At 69.4% G+C, this 17382-nt stretch carries 18 protein-coding genes and 2 pseudogenes; 9 read left to right on the top strand and 11 right to left on the bottom strand.

Features of this window, described 5'->3' with window-relative positions; all coding sequences use genetic code 11:
* Nucleotides 1–31: 31 nt before the first annotated feature.
* Entirely contained in the window at nt 32–1078 is a 1047-nt protein-coding gene (locus tag ABZ656_RS01965) for a cyclase family protein (RefSeq protein ID WP_360263560.1), read from the bottom strand.
* Between the two features lie 152 nt (nt 1079–1230).
* On the opposite strand from ABZ656_RS01965, the gene ABZ656_RS01970 reads away from it, so the two are divergent.
* Both ABZ656_RS01970 and ABZ656_RS01975 read left to right on the top strand, forming a co-directional pair.
* Complete coding sequence (locus ABZ656_RS01970) at nt 1231–1626, top strand: nuclear transport factor 2 family protein (protein WP_101401951.1); 396 nt, start codon at nt 1231–1233, stop codon at nt 1624–1626.
* A gap of 35 nt (nt 1627–1661) precedes the next feature.
* Nucleotides 1662–2060, top strand: coding sequence for a nuclear transport factor 2 family protein (locus ABZ656_RS01975; RefSeq protein WP_101401950.1), 399 nt, complete (start codon nt 1662–1664; stop codon nt 2058–2060).
* A gap of 315 nt (nt 2061–2375) precedes the next feature.
* Here the strand turns inward: ABZ656_RS01975 and ABZ656_RS01980 are convergent, their stop codons facing one another.
* Nucleotides 2376–4013 (bottom strand): NAD(P)/FAD-dependent oxidoreductase, encoded by a 1638-nt coding sequence (locus ABZ656_RS01980; protein ID WP_360263565.1) that lies wholly within the window; start codon nt 4011–4013, stop codon nt 2376–2378.
* A gap of 270 nt (nt 4014–4283) precedes the next feature.
* Between ABZ656_RS01980 and ABZ656_RS01985 the strand changes: the two genes are divergently transcribed.
* From ABZ656_RS01985 to ABZ656_RS01995, 3 genes are all read left to right on the top strand, one after another.
* On the top strand, nt 4284–4733 hold the full coding sequence (locus tag ABZ656_RS01985; RefSeq protein WP_360263568.1) for a carboxymuconolactone decarboxylase family protein: 450 nt from the start codon (nt 4284–4286) through the stop codon (nt 4731–4733).
* 658 nt (nt 4734–5391) lie between these two features.
* Nucleotides 5392–6150, top strand: coding sequence for a 3-oxoacyl-ACP reductase family protein (locus ABZ656_RS01990; protein ID WP_360263571.1), 759 nt, complete (start codon nt 5392–5394; stop codon nt 6148–6150).
* A gap of 179 nt (nt 6151–6329) precedes the next feature.
* Nucleotides 6330–7517 carry an FAD-dependent oxidoreductase gene (locus ABZ656_RS01995; protein WP_101401947.1) on the top strand — a complete coding sequence of 396 codons (1188 nt, stop codon included), beginning with the start codon at nt 6330–6332 and terminating at the stop codon, nt 7515–7517.
* A 29-nt stretch (nt 7518–7546) separates the two neighbouring features.
* Here the strand turns inward: ABZ656_RS01995 and ABZ656_RS02000 are convergent.
* Nucleotides 7547–7747 (bottom strand): annotated as a pseudogene (locus ABZ656_RS02000) (helix-turn-helix domain-containing protein); the annotation flags it as partial.
* A gap of 156 nt (nt 7748–7903) precedes the next feature.
* Here ABZ656_RS02000 and ABZ656_RS02005 point away from each other — a divergent pair.
* On the top strand, nt 7904–8098 hold the full coding sequence (locus tag ABZ656_RS02005; RefSeq protein ID WP_360263574.1) for a ferredoxin: 195 nt from the start codon (nt 7904–7906) through the stop codon (nt 8096–8098).
* Between the two features lie 157 nt (nt 8099–8255).
* On the top strand, nt 8256–9053 hold the full coding sequence (locus tag ABZ656_RS02010; protein WP_101401945.1) for a hypothetical protein: 798 nt from the start codon (nt 8256–8258) through the stop codon (nt 9051–9053).
* Between the two features lie 191 nt (nt 9054–9244).
* On the opposite strand, the gene ABZ656_RS02015 is transcribed toward ABZ656_RS02010, so the two are convergent.
* Both ABZ656_RS02015 and ABZ656_RS02020 read right to left on the bottom strand, forming a co-directional pair.
* On the bottom strand, nt 9245–9448 hold the full coding sequence (locus ABZ656_RS02015) for a hypothetical protein (protein WP_360263578.1): 204 nt from the start codon (nt 9446–9448) through the stop codon (nt 9245–9247).
* Nucleotides 9439–9654 carry a hypothetical protein gene (locus ABZ656_RS02020; protein ID WP_360263581.1) on the bottom strand — a complete coding sequence of 72 codons (216 nt, stop codon included), beginning with the start codon at nt 9652–9654 and terminating at the stop codon, nt 9439–9441. Before ABZ656_RS02020 ends, ABZ656_RS02015 begins: the two co-directional genes overlap by 10 nt.
* An 843-nt stretch (nt 9655–10497) precedes the next feature.
* Here ABZ656_RS02020 and ABZ656_RS02025 point away from each other — a divergent pair.
* Both ABZ656_RS02025 and ABZ656_RS02030 read left to right on the top strand, forming a co-directional pair.
* Nucleotides 10498–11169, top strand: a complete 672-nt coding sequence (locus ABZ656_RS02025) for a response regulator transcription factor (protein ID WP_101401944.1) — start codon at nt 10498–10500, stop codon at nt 11167–11169.
* Nucleotides 11166–12284, top strand: a complete 1119-nt coding sequence (locus ABZ656_RS02030; protein ID WP_101401943.1) for a histidine kinase — start codon at nt 11166–11168, stop codon at nt 12282–12284. The genes ABZ656_RS02025 and ABZ656_RS02030 overlap by 4 nt, the downstream gene beginning before the upstream one ends.
* Before the next feature lie 111 nt (nt 12285–12395).
* On the opposite strand, the gene ykgO is transcribed toward ABZ656_RS02030, so the two are convergent.
* The 6 genes and pseudogenes from ykgO to ABZ656_RS02060 form a co-directional block, all read right to left on the bottom strand.
* A complete protein-coding gene (gene ykgO, locus ABZ656_RS02035; RefSeq protein WP_054244622.1) occupies nt 12396–12518 on the bottom strand; it encodes a type B 50S ribosomal protein L36 in 123 nt (40 codons plus the stop codon).
* Nucleotides 12519–12633: 115 nt separating this feature from the next.
* Nucleotides 12634–12894, bottom strand: coding sequence for a type B 50S ribosomal protein L31 (locus tag ABZ656_RS02040; RefSeq protein ID WP_360263586.1), 261 nt, complete (start codon nt 12892–12894; stop codon nt 12634–12636).
* Nucleotides 12895–12959: 65 nt separating this feature from the next.
* A complete protein-coding gene (rpmG, locus tag ABZ656_RS02045; RefSeq protein ID WP_054230143.1) occupies nt 12960–13124 on the bottom strand; it encodes a 50S ribosomal protein L33 in 165 nt (54 codons plus the stop codon).
* A 629-nt stretch (nt 13125–13753) separates the two neighbouring features.
* A complete protein-coding gene (locus ABZ656_RS02050) occupies nt 13754–14995 on the bottom strand; it encodes a cytochrome P450 (protein WP_101401941.1) in 1242 nt (413 codons plus the stop codon).
* Nucleotides 14996–15197: 202 nt separating this feature from the next.
* A pseudogene (locus ABZ656_RS02055) lies at nt 15198–15341 on the bottom strand (oxidoreductase); the annotation flags it as partial.
* A gap of 268 nt (nt 15342–15609) precedes the next feature.
* Nucleotides 15610–17382, bottom strand: a 1773-nt coding sequence (locus ABZ656_RS02060; protein WP_360263591.1) for a trypsin-like serine protease, incomplete at its 5' end; no start/stop codon positions are given.

Consider the following 17382-nt stretch of genomic DNA (forward strand, 5'->3'; position numbering starts at 1 on the left):
ATTCCGGGGGCCCTTCCCGTCGTAGCAGCCGTCAGACGGTCGCGACCGGTGTGAGCGGACTCCCCTGGGTCCCCGGCAGGTTCAGCGGAGGCGCGGTGAGCAGGAACCGGCTGCGGTTGTGCTCCCGCAGCCAGGCCGCCAGGTCGTGCAGGTACCACAGCTCACCGAGCGGGACGCCGAGCTTGAAGAGGCAGAGGTGGTGGATCGGCAGCAGCGTGTGCGGGCCCTGGGCCTGCGTGACGCCCACGCCCTCGACCGCGTAGTTGTCCGAGATCAGCGCCGAGATCTGCGACTCGGCGATCCATTCGAGCAGGTCCGGGTCGTCCGCGTCGAGGTAGGCGGCCGTCTGGTGGATCGCCACCGGGTCCGGGTTCTTCTCCCAGGCGAGGATCTGGGTGGCGAATCCGGTGTGCAGAAGGAGCATGTCGCCGGGCTCCACCACCACGTTGTCCGTGGCCATGATGTCCTGGAGCTGCTTGAAGCCGACCGGCTGGTAGCCGGTACCGAGGTGGTGGGCGATGTCGATGAGGACACCCCGGCCCTGGACCCCGTGTTCCGCCATCTTCTCCAGACCGAGGTGGCGGGCGAAGCTGAGGCTCCCGCTGCCGTCCCCCTTGGCGTCCTCCTGCGGCCCGACCAGGTCCGCGTCTGCCCGGTAGCCGTTGTAGTAGACCGGCTCGGCGACCCCGTCACCGTCCGCGTCGAACTCGGCGCCCTGGTGGGCGAGCGAGTCCCACTGGGTCGAGTACTGGAGCCAGAGGGTCACCACGTCGTCGGACCACACGTCGATCAGCGAAGGGTCGATCTGCTCACGCGCGACGACGTTGTAGAAGACGTCCTGCTTGTGCTCGAGGTCCTCGGTCGGCCGCAGAATCGGCGGGTACCGCCGCTGGTTCATCGCCGAACCGCCCGGATAGTCGAGGGGCAGACTCAGACTGAAGCTGATCCCGTGCTCGACCTCGCGCACCCCTTCGAGGACCTTCTGCGGGGTGAGCAGGTTGATGCGCCCCAGTTCGTCGTCCTCACCCCAGTCGCCCCACGTCGAACCCGGCGGACGCTGCTTCCAACGCTTCGTCATGATCACGCCTCCTTCGGCACAGTCCCCGTCGACAGCCGTCCGCATGCTATTTGCGATTGTACCAATCGGTCAACAAATCCGCACGCGACTCTGCCATTCCCTTGGAGTCGGCAATAGACTGCATGGTCGAAACACCAACCCTGGAGAGAAGAATGAGCGAATCCACAGAGGCGTGGGTCGTGGCGGGTGTGCGTGCGGTGATCGGCGCGCACACCCAGGCCCAGGACGCGGGCCGCACGGACGACGTCGTCGCGCTGTACACGCCCGACGCGGTGCTGGAGCTGCCCGGAATGGACCCCGTCGAGGGGCACGAGGCGCTCCGGGACGCCTTCAAGTCGTGGGCGCCGACGCAGCCGCAGCTGCACCTGGTGACCAACACCGTCATCACCTCGCGGGCGGAGGACGAGGCGACCGCGGCAAGCGACGTGGCCTTCCTCCAGCGGGGCGAGTCCGGCTGGGCGGTGCAGCTCGTCGGGCACTACGACGACACGCTGCGCCGGCGTGACGGCGCGTGGCGGTTGCACCGCAGGAGCACCACCTTCCAGTAGTCGACCCAGTCGACCCACTCACCATTTGGAGCGAGATGAGCGCATCGACCGAGGCGTCGGTGGCGGCGAACGTGCACGCCGCCGTCGCCGCCTACGCACAGGCGCTGGACACCGGACGCGTCGACGACCTGGCCGACCTGTTCTGGCCCGACGGCGTCGCCGAGATCGCCGGCGTCGGCACCTTCGAGGGGCGGGAGGCCATATGCGAGGGGTACGCCGCCTTCGCGCCGACCCGGCCCCAACTCCACCTGACCGCGAACACGGTCGTCACCTCGTGGACCGAGGACGAGGCGACCGCGGTGAGCAACCTGGCGTTCTTCCAGCGCGGCGAGGCGGGCTGGGCGGTGCAGCTCGTCGGACGCTACGACGACACCCTGAGCCGGCGTGACGGCGCCTGGCGGTTCCAGCGGAGGGTGACGACCTTCGCGTCGTAGGCCGCAGGGGGCAGAGGGTGGGCGGTGGGCAGTAAGCCGTCGCAGGGCCCACCAGCCTGCCTGAGGAACCGGAACCCGGCTCGCCCGGGCCGCGTGGAGACGACCTATCGCCTCCACGCGGCCGGGGCCTTCGTACGCCTAGGCCCTGTCGTCAAATTCCCGTCTGCCCCGCGACGCCATGCACGCACTCTCACCGCACCAGGCACAGACCCAAGTACGTCCAGTACGAGGGCCTGTGCCCGGCACGCCGAGAGCACGCACCTGACGCCGCAGGGCCCGCCCTCCGGGCGGACGACGGGAATTTGACGACAGGACCTAGGCCTCTTTCGTGGCCTTGGAGAAGACGAACGTCGCGTACTCGTTCTGCTGGATGGCGGCGATCATCTCCTGGAGCGCCCACCGCCCCGTCGGGTTCAGCAGCTGCCGCACCGGCTTGCCGGGGATGTTGGCCCCGTAGAAGTAACTGCTCTTCAGGAAGGAGGACAGGTCCCCGCTGCTGTTCATCTTGTCCGTCCACTCGTCCTCGGCGGTGGCGGTCACCTCGATCACGTCATGGCCGCGTTCACGCGTGTGGACGAGCGCGTCGGTGACGAAGTCCACCTGGTCGCCGGAGTAGCGCGGGTTGTTGCCGAGGGCGCCGTGCGGCCCACCGGGGAAGAAGAAGTTCGGGAAGCCGGCGGCCGCGACCCCGAGGTAGGTGCGCGGGCCGTCCTCCCAGTACTCCTCCAGCGCGAGCCCCCCTCGGCCGCGCACCCCCAGCCGGTTGAGCGCGCCGGTCCCGAAGTCGTAGCCCGTCGCCCAGATGATGATGTCGAAGTCCTGCGTGCCTTCGGACGTCTCGACGCCGGTCCCGGTGATGCGGGTGATCGGCGTCTCGTTGAGGTCGACGAGGAAGACGTTCGGCTTGTTGTACGTCTCGTAGTAGCCGGTCCCGAACGGCGGCCGCCGACCGCCGTAGCCGTGCCCCTTGGGGATCAGCTTCTCCGCCGTCTCGGGATCCTTGACGATGCTGCGGATCTTCCCGACGAGGAACTCGCACCACTCCGCGTTCACGGTGGGGTTGGTCGTCATGTCCATGTAGTGCTCGGACAGTTTGGTGAAGCCGGGGCCGTTCCACCGCTCCTCATAGAACTCCTGCCGCTGCTCGGGGGAGTCGTCGAGGCCCGAACGCATCGTGATCTGGTGGAGGAACCCGCTCGGCGAGATGTTCAGCGTCTCGCGGATGGACTCGAAGTTCGCCTTCAGCTCCGCCTGTTCCTCGGGCGCGATCGGGGCGTTGTTGAGCGGAGTGAGCCAGTCGGCCGCCTTCTGGTACACCGTCAGGGAGGCCACCTCGTCCGCGATCGCGGGGACGATCTGCACGCCGCTGGACCCGGTGCCGATGAGGGCCACGCGCTTGCCCGAGAAGTCGACGGGCGTCTTCGGCCACAGACCGGTGTGGTGCTGCTCGCCCCGGAAGTCGCCGCGCCCCGGAATGTCCGGGATGAACGGCACGGAGAGGATGCCGGTCGCCGCGACGACGAAGCGCGCCCGGTGCTCGGTGCCGTCGGAGGTCCGCACGCTCCACGTCCCGGACGGCTCGTCGTAGACGGTCGCGGTCACCTTGGCACCGAACACGATGTCGCGCCGCAGGCCGAAACGGTCGACGACGTAGTTGAAGTAGCGTTCGATCTCCGGCTGGCCGGCGAACCGCTCCGACCACTCCCACTCCTCCCACAGCTCCTTCGAGAACAGATAGCCGTAGGTGTAGCTCTCGGAGTCGAAGCGGGCCTCGGGGTAGCGGTTCCAGTACCAGGTGCCACCCACACCGGTGCCGGCCTCGACCAGTTTCGCCGAGAAACCGGCCTCGCGGGCCCGATACAGCTGGTAGATGCCCGTGACGCCTGCTCCCACGACCAGCACGTCGACTCGGTTCTGGTCCGCCGCACTCGACACCTTCGTCGATTCGCTCATCTGCCCTCCAACGTGACAGGGGCCGCGACTCCCCACGCGAGCCTCATTGATATTTCGACCGGTCGATCGAATATTCAGCCCGAGCGTAGATGAGGGGAAGGGTCCGACTCAATGGCGGTGACGCGGGAAGAGTGCAGGTCCTCGAATGGCGGGACGCGGTGGACCGCGCGAGGGTCGTCAGCAGCGATGTTGTCGAGAGCATTGATTGTACCGACCGTTTGATCTAACTTTCGCTGCAACGAACGTGAGCGCATGCACCGGGAGGCGCACATGAGGGCCATGGATGCCGAGGAACCCACCACCGCCGAGGCTGTCGGGGGCGAGGTGCCGGGTGGTCGGTCCGCGGCCGGGACCGATCCGCGGGCCGCGGGGCTCAAGGCCATGCGGGAGGCGCTGCCCGGCGTGTTCCCCGAGGGCGACGACCTCGACCTGCGTGACGGTCGGCTCGGAGAGGAGCTGGTCGAGATCGGCCTGACCAGCGTCTGGGGCGCGCTGTGGGCCCGCGAGGGGCTCAGCCGCCGGGACCGCAGCCTGGTCACGTTGGGCATCCTGATCGCCCTCGGGGCCGAGACCGAGCTGCGGACCCATGTACGGATCGCACGCACCAACGGACTGACCGAGGACGAGATCGCCGAGGTCATCTACCACGCCACGGGTTACGCGGGTTTCCCCGCGGCGACGGCGGCCCGCGACGCGGCCCGCGAGGCACTGGCCGACTGACGGACTCCGGCCCGCCATCACGGCGGCGGCCGGGCCGCGGGCGGTCACACCGGGGACGGAGTTCCGCACCGACCCCCGGGACCGGGGACCGAGTTCCGCACCGACCCCCGGGACCGCGGACCGAGGCCCGCACCAACCCCCGGAACCGCAGACCGAGGCCCGCACCAACCCCCGGAACCGCAGACCGAGGCCCGCACCAACCCCCGGAACCGCAGACCGAGGCCCGCACCAACCCCTTTGACCGGAGGGGGAGTTCCGCTCCGGTACCTGGGAAACCAGGGACGAGGTTCGTCCCGGCTTCCAGGAGCCCCGGGGGCGGGGTCCCGCTCCGACCTCGGAGAGACCGAGGACGAAGTCCCACTCCGGCTTGCACGAGACCTGGGACGAAGTCCCACTCCGGCTCACACAAGACCCGGGACGAAGTCCCACTCCGGCTCACACAAGACCCGGGACGAAGTCCCACTCCGGCTTCCAAGAGCCTCGGTGGCGGAGTCCGCTCCGCCCCCCGCCGCCCCGGGAACGGAGCTCTTCTCCCAGCCGCAGGCCGCCGGGAGGGCAGAGCCTCTCCCCCACGCCTGCTCCCACCCCCTGCCCACCGAGAACGAAGCCCAAAAACAGAGATCCCGGCACCTGAGACCACGCACACAAGGAGCACCCCATGCCGCTGCCAGTGCCACTGTCGCTGGAAGGAAAGGTCGCCGTCGTCACCGGCGGCGCCCGTGGGATAGGACAGGCGATCGCGACCGTACTCGCAGCCCAGGGCGCCGCGGTCGCGGTGTGGGACCTGAAGCTGGAGGCCGCCGAGAAGACCGTCGCCGCGATCCACGAGGCGGGCGGAACGGCGATCGCGGTGGGCGGCGACGCGGCCGACGCCACCGCCGTGACCGCGGCGGCCGCCCGCACCCGCGACGAACTCGGCCCCGTCACCATCCTCGTCAACAACGCCGGAATCAGCGTCTACGAGTCCTTCACGGACATCACCGAGGACTCGTGGGACCGCATGATCAGGATCAACCTCAAGGGGCCGTTCCTGGTCACCAGGGAGCTGGTGCCGGACATGCTCGCGGCGCGATGGGGCCGGATCGTCAACATCTCCTCGTCGGCGGCCCAGACCGGAGCGCCGGCCGTAGGCCACTACGCGGCGTCCAAGGGCGGTGTCATCGGCCTCACCAAGGCGCTGGCGTTCGAGTTCATCGACAAGGGCATCACCGTGAACCACGTCCCGCCCGGGTTCATCGACACCCCGCTGGTGCGGGAGTCCGACGTCGACGTCGAGGCGGTCGCGGCCATGATGCCCATGAAGCGGGCCGGCCGACCGGAGGACGTCGCCTACGCGGTCGCCTACCTCGCCTCCGAGGAGGCCGGTTACGTGACAGGCCAGACGCTCAGCACCAACGGCGGCCGCTACATGGCATAGGCCCCGACGGGGCCGCCGAAGCACCGGCCGGGATTTCGCAGGCGACTTTCCCGACCCATTGATTGTACCGACCGTTAGATCTATTTTTCCTCACGGGGACACCGCACCCACGCCGTAACGGAGCAGCACATGAAGATCGAGGACGACACCAGGGAGACCGTAGCCCCCGGGGTGCCCGGATGACGGCCCCGGCCCGCGTGCTGGTGGTGGGCGCGTCCGCCGCCGGGCTCTCCACGGTGGAGGCGCTGCGGCGCAAGGGACACGAGGGCGGGATCACGGTGCTCGGAGCCGAACCGCACGCGCCGTACGACCGGCCCCCGCTGTCCAAGCAGGTGCTCTCCGGCGCGTGGGAGCCGGCCCGCTGCGCACTGCGGACTCGGGAGGTGCTGTCGACGCTGGACGCCGAGTTCGTCCTCGGGGACGCGGCGGTCGCGCTGGACACGGCGACGCGGACCGTACGGGCGGAGTCCGGGCGTGAACTGCGGGCGGACGCGATCGTGATCGCGACGGGGGTACGGCCGCGGGTGCTGCCCGGACAGGAAGGCCTGACCGGCGTACATGTGCTGCGCACGCTCGACGACGCGCTGGCCCTGCGGAAGGACCTGCTGGGTTCCGCACGGTTGGTGGTCGTCGGCGAGGGTGTCCTCGGCGCCGAGATCGCCGCCACCGCACGGACGTTGGGCCTGGACGTCACCATGGCGGGCCCGCTGCCGGCGCCGCTGGCCCTGCAGGTGGGCCCGCTGGTGTCCGGGCTGCTGGCGGAACTGCACGGCGAACGCGGGGTACGACTGCGGCTCGGCACCGGCGTCATGGGGCTGGCCGGGGAGCACGGGCGGGTCACCGGAGTGCTTCTGGGCACGGGCGAGGTCCTGCCGGCCGACACCGTGGTGGTCGCGATCGGCGCGACCCCCGCGACGGAGTGGCTGGCGGACAGCGGACTGCGCCTCGACAACGGGGTGGTCTGCGATTCCCGGTGCCGCGCGGCGGAGGGTGTCTACGCGGTCGGCGACGTGGCCCGGTGGCATCACGAGCGACTCGGCCGCCCCGTACGCCTGGAGAACCGGACGAACGCCACGGAGCAGGCCGCGGCGGTCGCCGGGGTGATCCTCGGGGAAGACCGTCCGTACCAGCCGGTGCCGTACTTCTGGACCGACCAGTTCGACGCGAAGCTCCAGGTGCACGGCCTGCTGCCGCCCGACGCCGAAGTGGACGTCGTCGAGGGCGATGTGACGGCACGGCGATTCGTCGCGCGGTACCGCAGCGACGGCGTGGTCACCGGTGTCCTCGGCTGGAACATGCCCAAGCAGGCCCGCCTGCGCCGCCAGGAGATCGTCGACGTGCTGAACGCGCCGTCCCCCACCCATTAGAACGATCAGGAGAGACCCTTGACGCTCCCCTCGGTCTTCTTCCACGCCGTCAGCATCGCCGACGTCTGGTGGTAGTCGACCCGCTCCTGACGCGTCCACGCCTCGGTACGGGCGGCGAGCGCCATGTTGTAGACCTTCCGCACGCACCCGAACGTGCGCGACAGCTCCGCCGTCTGCGCATCCGTCGGACAGAAGCGGTACCGATACGCCCGCTTCTCGTGACTGGCCATATCTCACAAACCATCAAATCAACTTGTGACCACCTGACCGGTTGTTGGCGGTGAACGACGATCCGTCCTTGCGGCGGATCACCTGTCCCCGCCCTGCTGCGCAGGAGTCCGCTTCCCCTCCGCCCCGAAGGGCGGAGCATCCACGGAGGAATCCCGATGAAGGTAGTCGTCGACCAGGAGAAGTGCGTCGCTGCCGGGCAATGCGTGGCCGCCGCCATGGACGTCTTCGACCAGCGCGACGAGGACGGCATCGTCGTACTGCTGACCGAGAACCCGTCACCGGAACTGGCCGATGACGTGCGCAACGCGGCGGCCGTCTGCCCCGCGCTGGCGATCCGCATCGAGGAATGAAGACGTTCCCCACTCCCCCGGCTCGACCTCACCCACCAGGACCAGGCACGACAGCTCCAGGCCGAGCCGCCCCCGTGTGTAGCCTCTCCGTACGGTGTCGCGATCTTGGTTCACCGACGCCGTACGGAATCAGGGGATCGACGAACAGGGGAGGACCATGCAGGCAAGAACACGCCTCAGACATGGCAGGAGCTGGGCCACGGCGGGCGGGGCGGCGGTCCTGGTGCTGCTGACGGCGACCGGCGCGCACGCCGAGGGGAGAGGCGACGTCCGGGTCGTGAAGACCGTCGTCAACGGCGGCGGCAACGTCACCGTGGGCACGTCGAAGACCGTCACGTTCCCGATCGCCATCACCGTCAAGGACAACTCGGGCGTGAAGGGACTCACGGACGTCAGCACCTTCAACGCGTCCAACGGCCGTGGTTTCGTCGACTGGACCGGGTCCTCATGCGTGAAGAAGAGCTCCACCACGTCGGTGTGCACAGCCACGATGACCGTCGATCCAGCCTGGATCCCGGACACCAGTGACACCGATGCCGACACGATCGCCGGCGTCTGGCAGGTCGACGCCACCGTCAGGGCCAACGACGGTGACTACTGGATCTCCGACCGCATCGCCGAGTACAAGGTGAAGCGCGCCTCGAAGCTGACCACCGACGCGTCGCCCGAACCGGTCGCCAAGGGCGCCGAGCTCACCGTCACCGGCAAGCTGTCCCGTGCCGACTGGGAGGACCTCACCTACCACGGTTTCACCGGGCAGCAGGTCAAGCTCCAGTTCAAGAAGGCTGGGGCCGCCCACTACAGCACGGTCAAGACCGTGAAGTCGGGAACCCACGGAAACCTCAGCACCAAAGTGACCGCCACCGCGGCGGGCAGTTGGCGCTGGTACTTCCCCGGCACGACGACGACCGCGAGGATCGTCTCGGCCGGGGACGCGGTGGCACTGAAGAAGTGACGTCGACGGGCTGAAAGCCCCGCTCAGGGCGGCGGCCCGAGTCGTCGGCCTCCCGTCAGGGGTGTCCGACCAGCGTGGTGACGACGTGGTCGACGGCGAAGGCGTACAAGTCCGGGCGTAGGACGCCCAGGACGGCCGCCGCCGCGGCCGCCGTCAGGAGCCAGGGCTCCCAGCGGCCACTCGACGGGCCCTCATCGGACGCGCTCCGCGATCCTGGGGGCCCGGCCGAGCAGCCACTGCAGCGGGCCACGCGCGAAGAGGCGGGACCCTAGGGTCGCGAACACGGTCACAGCCACGAGGAAGCCGAGCAGCACGTGCGGCGGCGAGCCGGGCAATTGCTCTATGCCCAGGGCGTGGATGCCGACGATGCGGAAGACGTACGCGGTCAGGGACATCGTGCCCACCGCAATGACCGGAGCGGCCGGTCGGCGAAGGCGCGGGACGGCGCGGGTGCGGCGAGGCAGGCGGCCAGGACCATGATGGCCACGCCGGTGTCGGCCACGGCAGAGAGGCTCGTCTCGCTGTGCGGCGGGGCCGCCGGCAGCCAGGCCGGGGTGGCGCCGGCCGGGTAGCCCGCGGTGTCGGACCACCAGGCCGACACGACCGAACCGCCCTCGCCCCGGCCGGAGGCGCCCAGTGCGCAGGCGGCGCCGGGACGAGGCGCAGGACCAGGAAGGAGCCGCCGTAGCCGAGGACGGCCAGCGAGGCACCGGTGATCGCGAAGCGGGTACGGACGACGCTGGAGGCCAGGTCCAGATCCCGCCCGGACCACCTCCGTCGCCGCCGCCCGGGTGGCCCAGACGGCCCGGGAACTGGCCGAGGTGGCCGCCCACGGCCTGTCGGACTACTGCTCGGTGGATCTTCTGCAGTCGGTGACACTTGGTGACGAACCACCCCCCGGTGTGAGAGGTCCGCTGCTGGGTTGAGGGCCCGCCGCACCACGTACAGGACCTGAGGCAGGATCAGCGCACTGCTCACGGCGACGACCGCCAACGGTCGGGCGCCGGGCCGGTACAGCGCCAGGACCAGCAGGAAGTACAGCGCCCTCGGAGGGATCGGGGCCGACGTGGGCCGCGTACATCCCGAAGACCGCGAGCCCCCGGGCGAGGTCCACTCCGATCAGGCGCCCCACCGGGCCGGGTATCGGGTTGTTGCGTGGTCTCGGACGCCTCTTGTCGGGGCGGTGCCACGGGCTCCGGTCGAGGCGGGGGCAGAGCGCCGTGTCGTCTGCGTTCTGCGTCATGGCTCACAGGCTGGAGAGAGCGGCAATCGCCCAGTATCCGACAGGCGTCCGCTCCACACCCCCCGGACGACTGGAACCGACCCGCCACGTGGCTGGGCCGTCCCGCAGGAGCACCGCACCGGGCTTTTCCCGTTCTACGGTCACAGTGACGACAATCGACATCGAGGACATCGATGACATCAAGGACGAGGCGGAACGCGCGTGATCCGGGTAGTGGTGGTGGACGACGAGGCCCTGGTGCGGTCCGGCTTCGAGCTCATCCTCGGCGCGGCCGACGACATCGACGTCGTCGCGACCACGACGGGCGCTGAGGCGGTGGACGCGGTACGGCGGGAGGGACCGGACGTCGTACTGCTGGACATCCGGATGCCGGACGTCGACGGGCTGACCGTACTGCGGCACCTGCGGGCGCTGCCGGACGCGCCCGTGGTGGCGATGCTGACGACCTTCGACGCCGACGAGTACATCCTCACCGCACTGCGCTCCGGGGCGGCCGGTTTTCTACTCAAGGACACCGAGCCGGACCAACTCGCCCAACTCGTACGGACATTGTGCGCGGGCGGTGTCGTGATGTCACCGAAGGCGTCCCGTGCCGTGTGGCAGAGCCACCCCGGCGCGACCGCCGCGGACGACGAGGAGGCCGCCCGCGTCGGACGGCTCACCGAGCGGGAGCGCGAAGTGCTGGTGCTCATCGCGGAGGGGCTGTCCAACGCCGACATCGGCAGCCGCGTCCACCTGAGCGCGGGCACCGTCAAGGACCACGTCAGCGCGATCCTGACCAAGCTGCGCGTGAACAGCCGGGTGCGGGCCGCGCTGCTCGCCCAGCGGGCGGGCCTGCTGGACGAGCGGACCGGGTCGGAGGACCGGGGATGAACGCGGGCAGGCCGTGGTGGGCGCGGATCCCGGATCCGGTCGTCGATGCCGTGGTCGTCGCCGTGGCCGCCGTGGACGTCCTGATCAACCTGGGGGACTCGAGCCGCCTCGCGACGGCCGCGACAGCGGTCGCCTGTGCCGCGCTCGCCCTGCGCCGCCGTTTTCCGCTCACGGTGTTCCTGCTCACGCTCCCGGCCAGCCTGATGGTGGACATCGTCTTCGCCTCGTTCGCCGCGCTGTTCACCCTCGCCGAGCGCTCCCGCGACCGTCGGCTCCTGGTCGCGGCCGCCTTTCTGTTCGCCGTCGCCTCCGCCGTGCCCTGGCCCCTGGGCAACGTCGGCTCACACGAACGCGCCTGGACGGTGATCTACTTCTTCTACACCCTGGCCACGGCCGCCGCCCCCGTCCTGCTCGGTCAACTCGTCCAGGCCCGGCGGGACCTGGCCGACCGGCTCGCGGAGATCGAGACGGCCCGCGAACACGAACGTCTGCTGCACTCCCAGGCCGTCCTGGCCCGGGAACGCGCCCAGCTGGCCCGCGAGATGCACGACGTCGTCTCCCACCAGGTGAGCCTGATCGCCGTACAGGCGGGTGCGCTTCAAGTCGCCGCCAAGGACCCGGACTTCAAGGAGGGCGCCCGCACCATCCGTTCGCTGAGCGTCGACACGCTGGACGAACTTCGCCACATGGTCGCGCTGTTGCGGGCCTCCGGGAGCCGCGTCGGCGAACTCACCCCACAGCCCACACTCGCCGACCTGCACAAGCTCGTGTCGACCAGCGGCATCGAGGCAACCCTGACCGGTGAACTCCCCAACGTCATCGCCACCCCCACACAACGCGCCCTCTACCGCACCGTGCAGGAATCCCTGACCAACGTACGGAAACACGCGCCCGGCGCGGCCGCCACCGTCCGCCTGTGGCACACCGGCGACCGCTTCGGCGTCACAGTGACCAACAACGCCCCCACCCGCCCCTCCCTGCCCCTGCCCGGCTCCCAACAGGGCCTCGTCGGTCTCCGGGAGCGCGCCGAACTCCTGAACGGCACCTTCGAGTCCGGCCCCACCCCCGACGGCGGCTACCGCGTGACGCTCCGCATCCCGGCGGACGCGGACTGAGCGCGGCGCCATGGCCCGTACGTCTCGGGGCAAAGGCTCACGCCCGTACCGCATGCCGGCTTTGGGCATGCGGTACGGGCGTGGTGTGCGACGGTCGTCCCCCGGGCGCCGTCAGCCCTGCCGGGCCTTGAAACGGGGGTTCTTCTTGTTGACGACGAAGACCACGCCTCGTCGACGGACCACCTGAGCCCCCGGCTTGGACTTCAGTGAACGCAAGGACTTGCGCACCTTCATGGATCTGCCCTCCTCGTGCGGGGAACGGTCGTGCTGTGAACCGGTCATGCTTGACACCGGTCGTGACGGAAGCCGGTCGTAATGGAAGCCGGTCGCGCCGGCGATCGGCCCGCCGTCAGTGCCGCGGCGAGGCCGTACGGCCGTAACGACGCTCGAAGCGCTCCACACGGCCTGCGGTGTCCAGGACCCGCGAGGTCCCGGTGTAGAACGGATGGCTCGCCGACGAGATCTCGACGTCGATCACCGGGTAGGTGCTCCCGTCCTCCCACTCGATCGTCTTCGACGAGTGCGCGGTCGAACGGGTCAGAAACGCGACGTCCGCGGCCCGGTCGCGGAAGACGACGGGACGGGATTCGGGATGGATGCGGGGCTTCATGAGGTTTCCTCCCTCGTGACGGTCGACGGTCCTGTGCGGGTCCGCCCGGTGGCGCCGGGCTCGGCTCACCGCTCCTCCCGGAACGGGACGTGCTCACCGACCACCGGGTCGTACTTGCGCAGGACGAGCCGGTCGGGGTCGTTTCCGCGGTTCTTCCGCGTCACGTAGGTGACGCCGGTCCCGGCTGTCGACCTCAGCGTGACGACGGGTCGCGCGCTGTTGCGTGCCATGAGGTCCTCCTTCCGCCCACATCACGCGATCTTGACTCGCGCATGTCAGCTACGTGTGCTGTAACAGCGGACCTGGTCGGCGCATTCCCGGGGCAGGGGCAGCGGGCCGGAGCCAGGGCTGGGAGGGAGACAGGGGGCGGCAGGGAGGCTTGGGGCGAAATGAAACAAGCCCCGCCTCCGGAGTACAGGAGGCGGGGCTGTGGAGCGCCGGGCAGGCCTTGCACCTGCATCTCCCCGCAGGAAGCGGGACGTCTTTCCTTGGACCACCAACGCGAGGCCTACCGCCGAATTCTTCCGGCGGGCTGCTCAAGATCAATCATAGCGCAGCCGGAACGGTGCGTGACACCACCAGGGTTGCCGCGTGCCCGGACCAGGGTTGCCGCGTGCCCGAACCAGGGTTGCCGCGTGTCCGGACCAGGGTTGCCGCGTGTCCGGGACGCGCGTGTCCGGGACGAGATCCGGAACTTGGAACGGTTCATCCAGCGGCACGCCGACGGCCCCCGGGCCATGGACACGGACGTCCTCGACGCACGCGCTCGGCATGATCAGGGGCCCCCTCCTCCATTCGTATGCCCCTTCGCATGTCCCTTCGCATGCCCTGCTGGTGTCGAAGGGCTACGGGCTACGGGCTACCAGGTGACCGGCAGCGCGGCGACGCCGTACGCCATCGCGTCTTCCTTGAAGTCGATCTCCTCCAGCGTGGCGGCCAGTCGCAGCGTGGGGACGCGCCGGTAGAGCGTGCCGTAGACGACCTGGAGCTCCACGCGGGCGAGCTGCTGGCCCAGGCACTGATGGACGCCGAAGGCGAACGCGTTGTGCTGGCGGGCGTCGCGGAGCAGGTCGAGGCGGTCGGGCTCCGGGAAAGCCTCCGGGTCCCGGTTGGCGGCGGGAAGGGAGACGATGATTCCCTCCCCGGCGCGGATGACCTCGCCGCCGATCTCGATGTCCTCCAGGGCGATCCGGCGCTGGCCGGTGTGGGCGATGGTCAGATAGCGCAGCAGTTCCTCGACCGCTCCGGCCACGACCTTCGGATCGTCCGTCTCACGCAGCAGGGCGAGCTGCTCCGGGTGCTCCAGCAGCGCGAGGGTGCCGAGCGCGATCATGTTCGCGCTGGTCTCGTGCCCGGCGATGAGCAGGATGACGGCCATGAGGGACGCCTCACCCATGGTCAGTTCACCGGCCTTGACCAGGGCCGCCAGATCGGACAGCGCGTCCTCGGCGGGGTTCTCCGTCTTGGCATGGATCTGCCGGGCCAGGTACTCGCCGAGCGCGACGCTCGACTCGCGGTCCTGCTCGGCCGATGACGTCTGGCTGACCGCGACGGTGGCGTGGTACTGGAAGAACTCGTGGTCCTCGTAAGGGACTCCGAGCAGTTCGCAGATCATCAACGTCGGAATGGGCAGACCCAGTGCCTGGACCAGGTCGGCCGGCTTCGGTCCGGCCAGCATCGCGTCGATGTGCTCGTCGGTGACCTTCTGGATGGCGGGGCGCAGGGCCGCCATCCGCTTGGCGGTGAAGGAGGAGGTCAGCATCCGGCGGAGCCTGGTGTGAACGGGGGCGTCCGTGTTGAAAAGCGTGTCGGGGTGGTGGTGCGCGTTCTCCGCCATGGCCTTCTTCGGGAACGGAAAGCCGGGCCGCTTGTCGTCGACGCTGACACGGGAGTCACCGAGGACGGCCCGCAGGTCCTCGTGGCGGGTGATGAGCCAGGGGGTGCTGCCGTCCCAGATCCGCACCTTGCTGATCGGCTTCTCCTCGCGGATCTCCGCAAGGGCCGGCGGCGGCGCGAACGGACAGGCGGCCGACCTGGGCGGCACGAACTCGGGGAACTCTTCGGCCGCGTCGCTCGCGGTTCCGGTCGGTGTCTCAGCCATGTCACTCCTCGGTGGGGGCTCCCTCGGAACGGGGAGCGGGGTCTCAGAGGGGCTCTGGGGCCTATGAGATCGGAGCAGACTGACGGCTTCGGGCCACTTCACCGACGGGAACCTGACGTGACTCGGATCACGTGTACGCGCCCCACAACCGGGCGTCGGCAGGCCATGACGCGGCATGGCGTGGCGTGGCGGCGAACGGACCTCAATCCTGCGCGGTGGGACGCACGACGATGTCACCCACGTCGACACCGTCCGGCTGCTCGACGGCGAAGGCGACGGCGCGGGCCACCGCGGCCGGCGGGATCGCAATGCTGTCCATCTTTTCGACGATCTGGGCCTTCACCTCGGAACCCCCTGGAATTCGCCGTGGGCCCGGGGCTTCGCCGTGCTTCTGTCACCGGCGGGTTCCACGGCCGGTCAGCGGCGATGTCACGGTCGGACGCGTCGTTGCCGGGCGTGTCTTTCGCCTCGGCCATGAGGACTGGGACGACGTTCTCAAGGACGTTGCGGTGCCGTCCGGATCTGTCGGCTCGTGCTCGGAGCTCTGCGCGATCCAGCGAAGCCTTGGTCAGCGCGGAGGTCATCCCGCGGCCGGCCGCGTGGTTCGGGCGGGCTCAGGAGGTCGGGGCGACGAGCATGTGTTCGGTTCCCAGCTGGTTGCCGAGGGTATCGGTGTACATGGTGGTCTCGCCGTCGGACCAGCGGATGACGAGGTCGTCGGTACGGCCGTTGCCGGTGAAGTCGCCGGTCGTCATGGCCGCGTCGTGCTTCCAGAGCCCGTTGGGGTCCAGGATGCGATGCTCGCCGCCGAGGCCCGAGGTCGTCGTACCGACGTAGTTGTCGAGCTCGCCGTCGGTCCAGCGCACCATGAGGTCCCATTTCTGGTTGCCGGAGAACTCACCGGCCGTCAGGAGTGTGGCGTCCCGCCAGGTGTCGTTCTTCGGCTTCAGCTGGTGCTCCTGGCCGAAGGTGCCGGCGCTGACGTTCGTGTAGAGGGTCAGCTCACCGTCGACCCAGCGCACGACGAGGTCGGTGACGTACTTCGAGGCGGCGAAGCGGCCCGCGGCGATCTGAGTCGCGTTCTTCCAGAGGTCGTTGGGTTTGATCATCTGGGTGCCGGCCCAGTTCAGTCCTTTGGAGCCGACGTCGCCGTACAGCGTCACCTCGCCGTCGACCCAGCGGACCAGCAGGTCGAACTGGTTGGACCCGGTGAAGTCGCCCGCCGTGATGGTCTTGGCGTTCTTCCACGTGGAGTTCTTGGGCAGCAGCTGCCGCTCGGGATCGTAGCCGCCGTGTCCGTTGCCGGGGTAGAGCGTGACCTCGCCGTCGGACCAGACCACGATCATGTCGCTGTGGCCGGTCTGGCGGAAGTCGCCCGAGGCCATCAGGTCGGCGTTCTGCCAGGTGGTCGCCGCGCCGGGCAGCCAGGGGTCTCCGGACGGCTGGTACGGCGGCTTGTCGTCATCCACTTTCCGATGCGCGGCGGCGTCGGCGAACAGGTCCTGGGCGTCCTTGCCGTAGATCGGCGAGTAGGTCACCCAGTCGTCGTTGGCGTCGTTGCCACCGCCGTGGTATCCGCCGGTGTTGCCGATGACCTTGCCGGTGCCGTTGGTGCTGTTGTAGTCCTCGATCCACGGGCCGCCGGAAACGCCACCGTAGAAGCCGGTGCAGGTCATGCGCATCTGTCGGAAGCCTGGCAGCCGGGAGGTGCTGACGGGGCAGCGGACCGGCACGTGGTCGGGGTTGACACTGACGTCGTCGGGATAGCCGATGACGGTGACCTTGTGGTTGTAGCTGCTGGTCGGGGTGAAGGTCAAAGCCCCCGTGACGTCCTCCACCTTGCCCCGCGTGTTGGGGTCGACCTGCGCGAAGGCCAGGTCCAGGTCGGAGGTCGGCTTCTTGGTGTTCGCCTCGTAGCGCGGGTCTATGTACAGGCGGGACACCGGGTAGACGCCGGACGGCTGCTCGACGGCGGACCTGCCGATGCGGTACTGCGGAACGAAGATGCGGTGGGTGGCCCTCTCCAGGCCACGGCCGCAGTGTCCGGCGGTCAGGACGATGTCCTTGGCTGCCGTGTGTACGACGCTGCCGGTGCAGTACGTCTTCGGGCCGCCGAGCGGCTTGCCGTCGAAGAAGAACGTGCCCACCATCGGGTGGCCGAGGAAGTGCTCCGGGGTGGGGGTGCCCGATGGCGGCGGCTGGTGCGCGACGGCGGCGCCAGCCGTGATGCCGTGCTTCGATACGGCCGAAGCGGGGGCCGGCGGGGAGTCGATCGGGACCGCGTTGTCCATGCGGTCCGCCGTCCAGTACTTCTCTTCCTCGCTGAGACTCGGCCCGTCCGAGGGGGAGGGAGAGGAGGTCGGCTCGGCGGACCGCGTCGAGGACGC

The organism is Streptomyces sp. NPDC007095, from assembly GCF_040634475.1.
In the GTDB taxonomy this organism is placed as follows: Bacteria; Actinomycetota; Actinomycetes; order Streptomycetales; family Streptomycetaceae; genus Streptomyces.

What these genes read in the sequence shown, in the direction of transcription:
- ABZ656_RS01965 (WP_360263560.1), bottom strand. Translation starts at nt 1,078, where the DNA reads ATGACGAAGCGTTGGAAGCAGCGTCCGCCGGGTTCGACGTGGGGCGAC.
- ABZ656_RS01970 (WP_101401951.1), top strand. Translation starts at nt 1,231, where the DNA reads ATGAGCGAATCCACAGAGGCGTGGGTCGTGGCGGGTGTGCGTGCGGTG.
- ABZ656_RS01975 (WP_101401950.1), top strand. Translation starts at nt 1,662, where the DNA reads ATGAGCGCATCGACCGAGGCGTCGGTGGCGGCGAACGTGCACGCCGCC.
- ABZ656_RS01980 (WP_360263565.1), bottom strand. Translation starts at nt 4,013, where the DNA reads ATGAGCGAATCGACGAAGGTGTCGAGTGCGGCGGACCAGAACCGAGTC.
- ABZ656_RS01985 (WP_360263568.1), top strand. Translation starts at nt 4,284, where the DNA reads ATGAGGGCCATGGATGCCGAGGAACCCACCACCGCCGAGGCTGTCGGG.
- ABZ656_RS01990 (WP_360263571.1), top strand. Translation starts at nt 5,392, where the DNA reads ATGCCGCTGCCAGTGCCACTGTCGCTGGAAGGAAAGGTCGCCGTCGTC.
- ABZ656_RS01995 (WP_101401947.1), top strand. Translation starts at nt 6,330, where the DNA reads ATGACGGCCCCGGCCCGCGTGCTGGTGGTGGGCGCGTCCGCCGCCGGG.
- ABZ656_RS02005 (WP_360263574.1), top strand. Translation starts at nt 7,904, where the DNA reads ATGAAGGTAGTCGTCGACCAGGAGAAGTGCGTCGCTGCCGGGCAATGC.
- ABZ656_RS02010 (WP_101401945.1), top strand. Translation starts at nt 8,256, where the DNA reads ATGCAGGCAAGAACACGCCTCAGACATGGCAGGAGCTGGGCCACGGCG.
- ABZ656_RS02015 (WP_360263578.1), bottom strand. Translation starts at nt 9,448, where the DNA reads ATGTCCCTGACCGCGTACGTCTTCCGCATCGTCGGCATCCACGCCCTG.
- ABZ656_RS02030 (WP_101401943.1), top strand. Translation starts at nt 11,166, where the DNA reads ATGAACGCGGGCAGGCCGTGGTGGGCGCGGATCCCGGATCCGGTCGTC.
- ykgO (WP_054244622.1), bottom strand. Translation starts at nt 12,518, where the DNA reads ATGAAGGTGCGCAAGTCCTTGCGTTCACTGAAGTCCAAGCCGGGGGCT.
- ABZ656_RS02040 (WP_360263586.1), bottom strand. Translation starts at nt 12,894, where the DNA reads ATGAAGCCCCGCATCCATCCCGAATCCCGTCCCGTCGTCTTCCGCGAC.
- rpmG (WP_054230143.1), bottom strand. Translation starts at nt 13,124, where the DNA reads ATGGCACGCAACAGCGCGCGACCCGTCGTCACGCTGAGGTCGACAGCC.
- ABZ656_RS02050 (WP_101401941.1), bottom strand. Translation starts at nt 14,995, where the DNA reads ATGGCTGAGACACCGACCGGAACCGCGAGCGACGCGGCCGAAGAGTTC.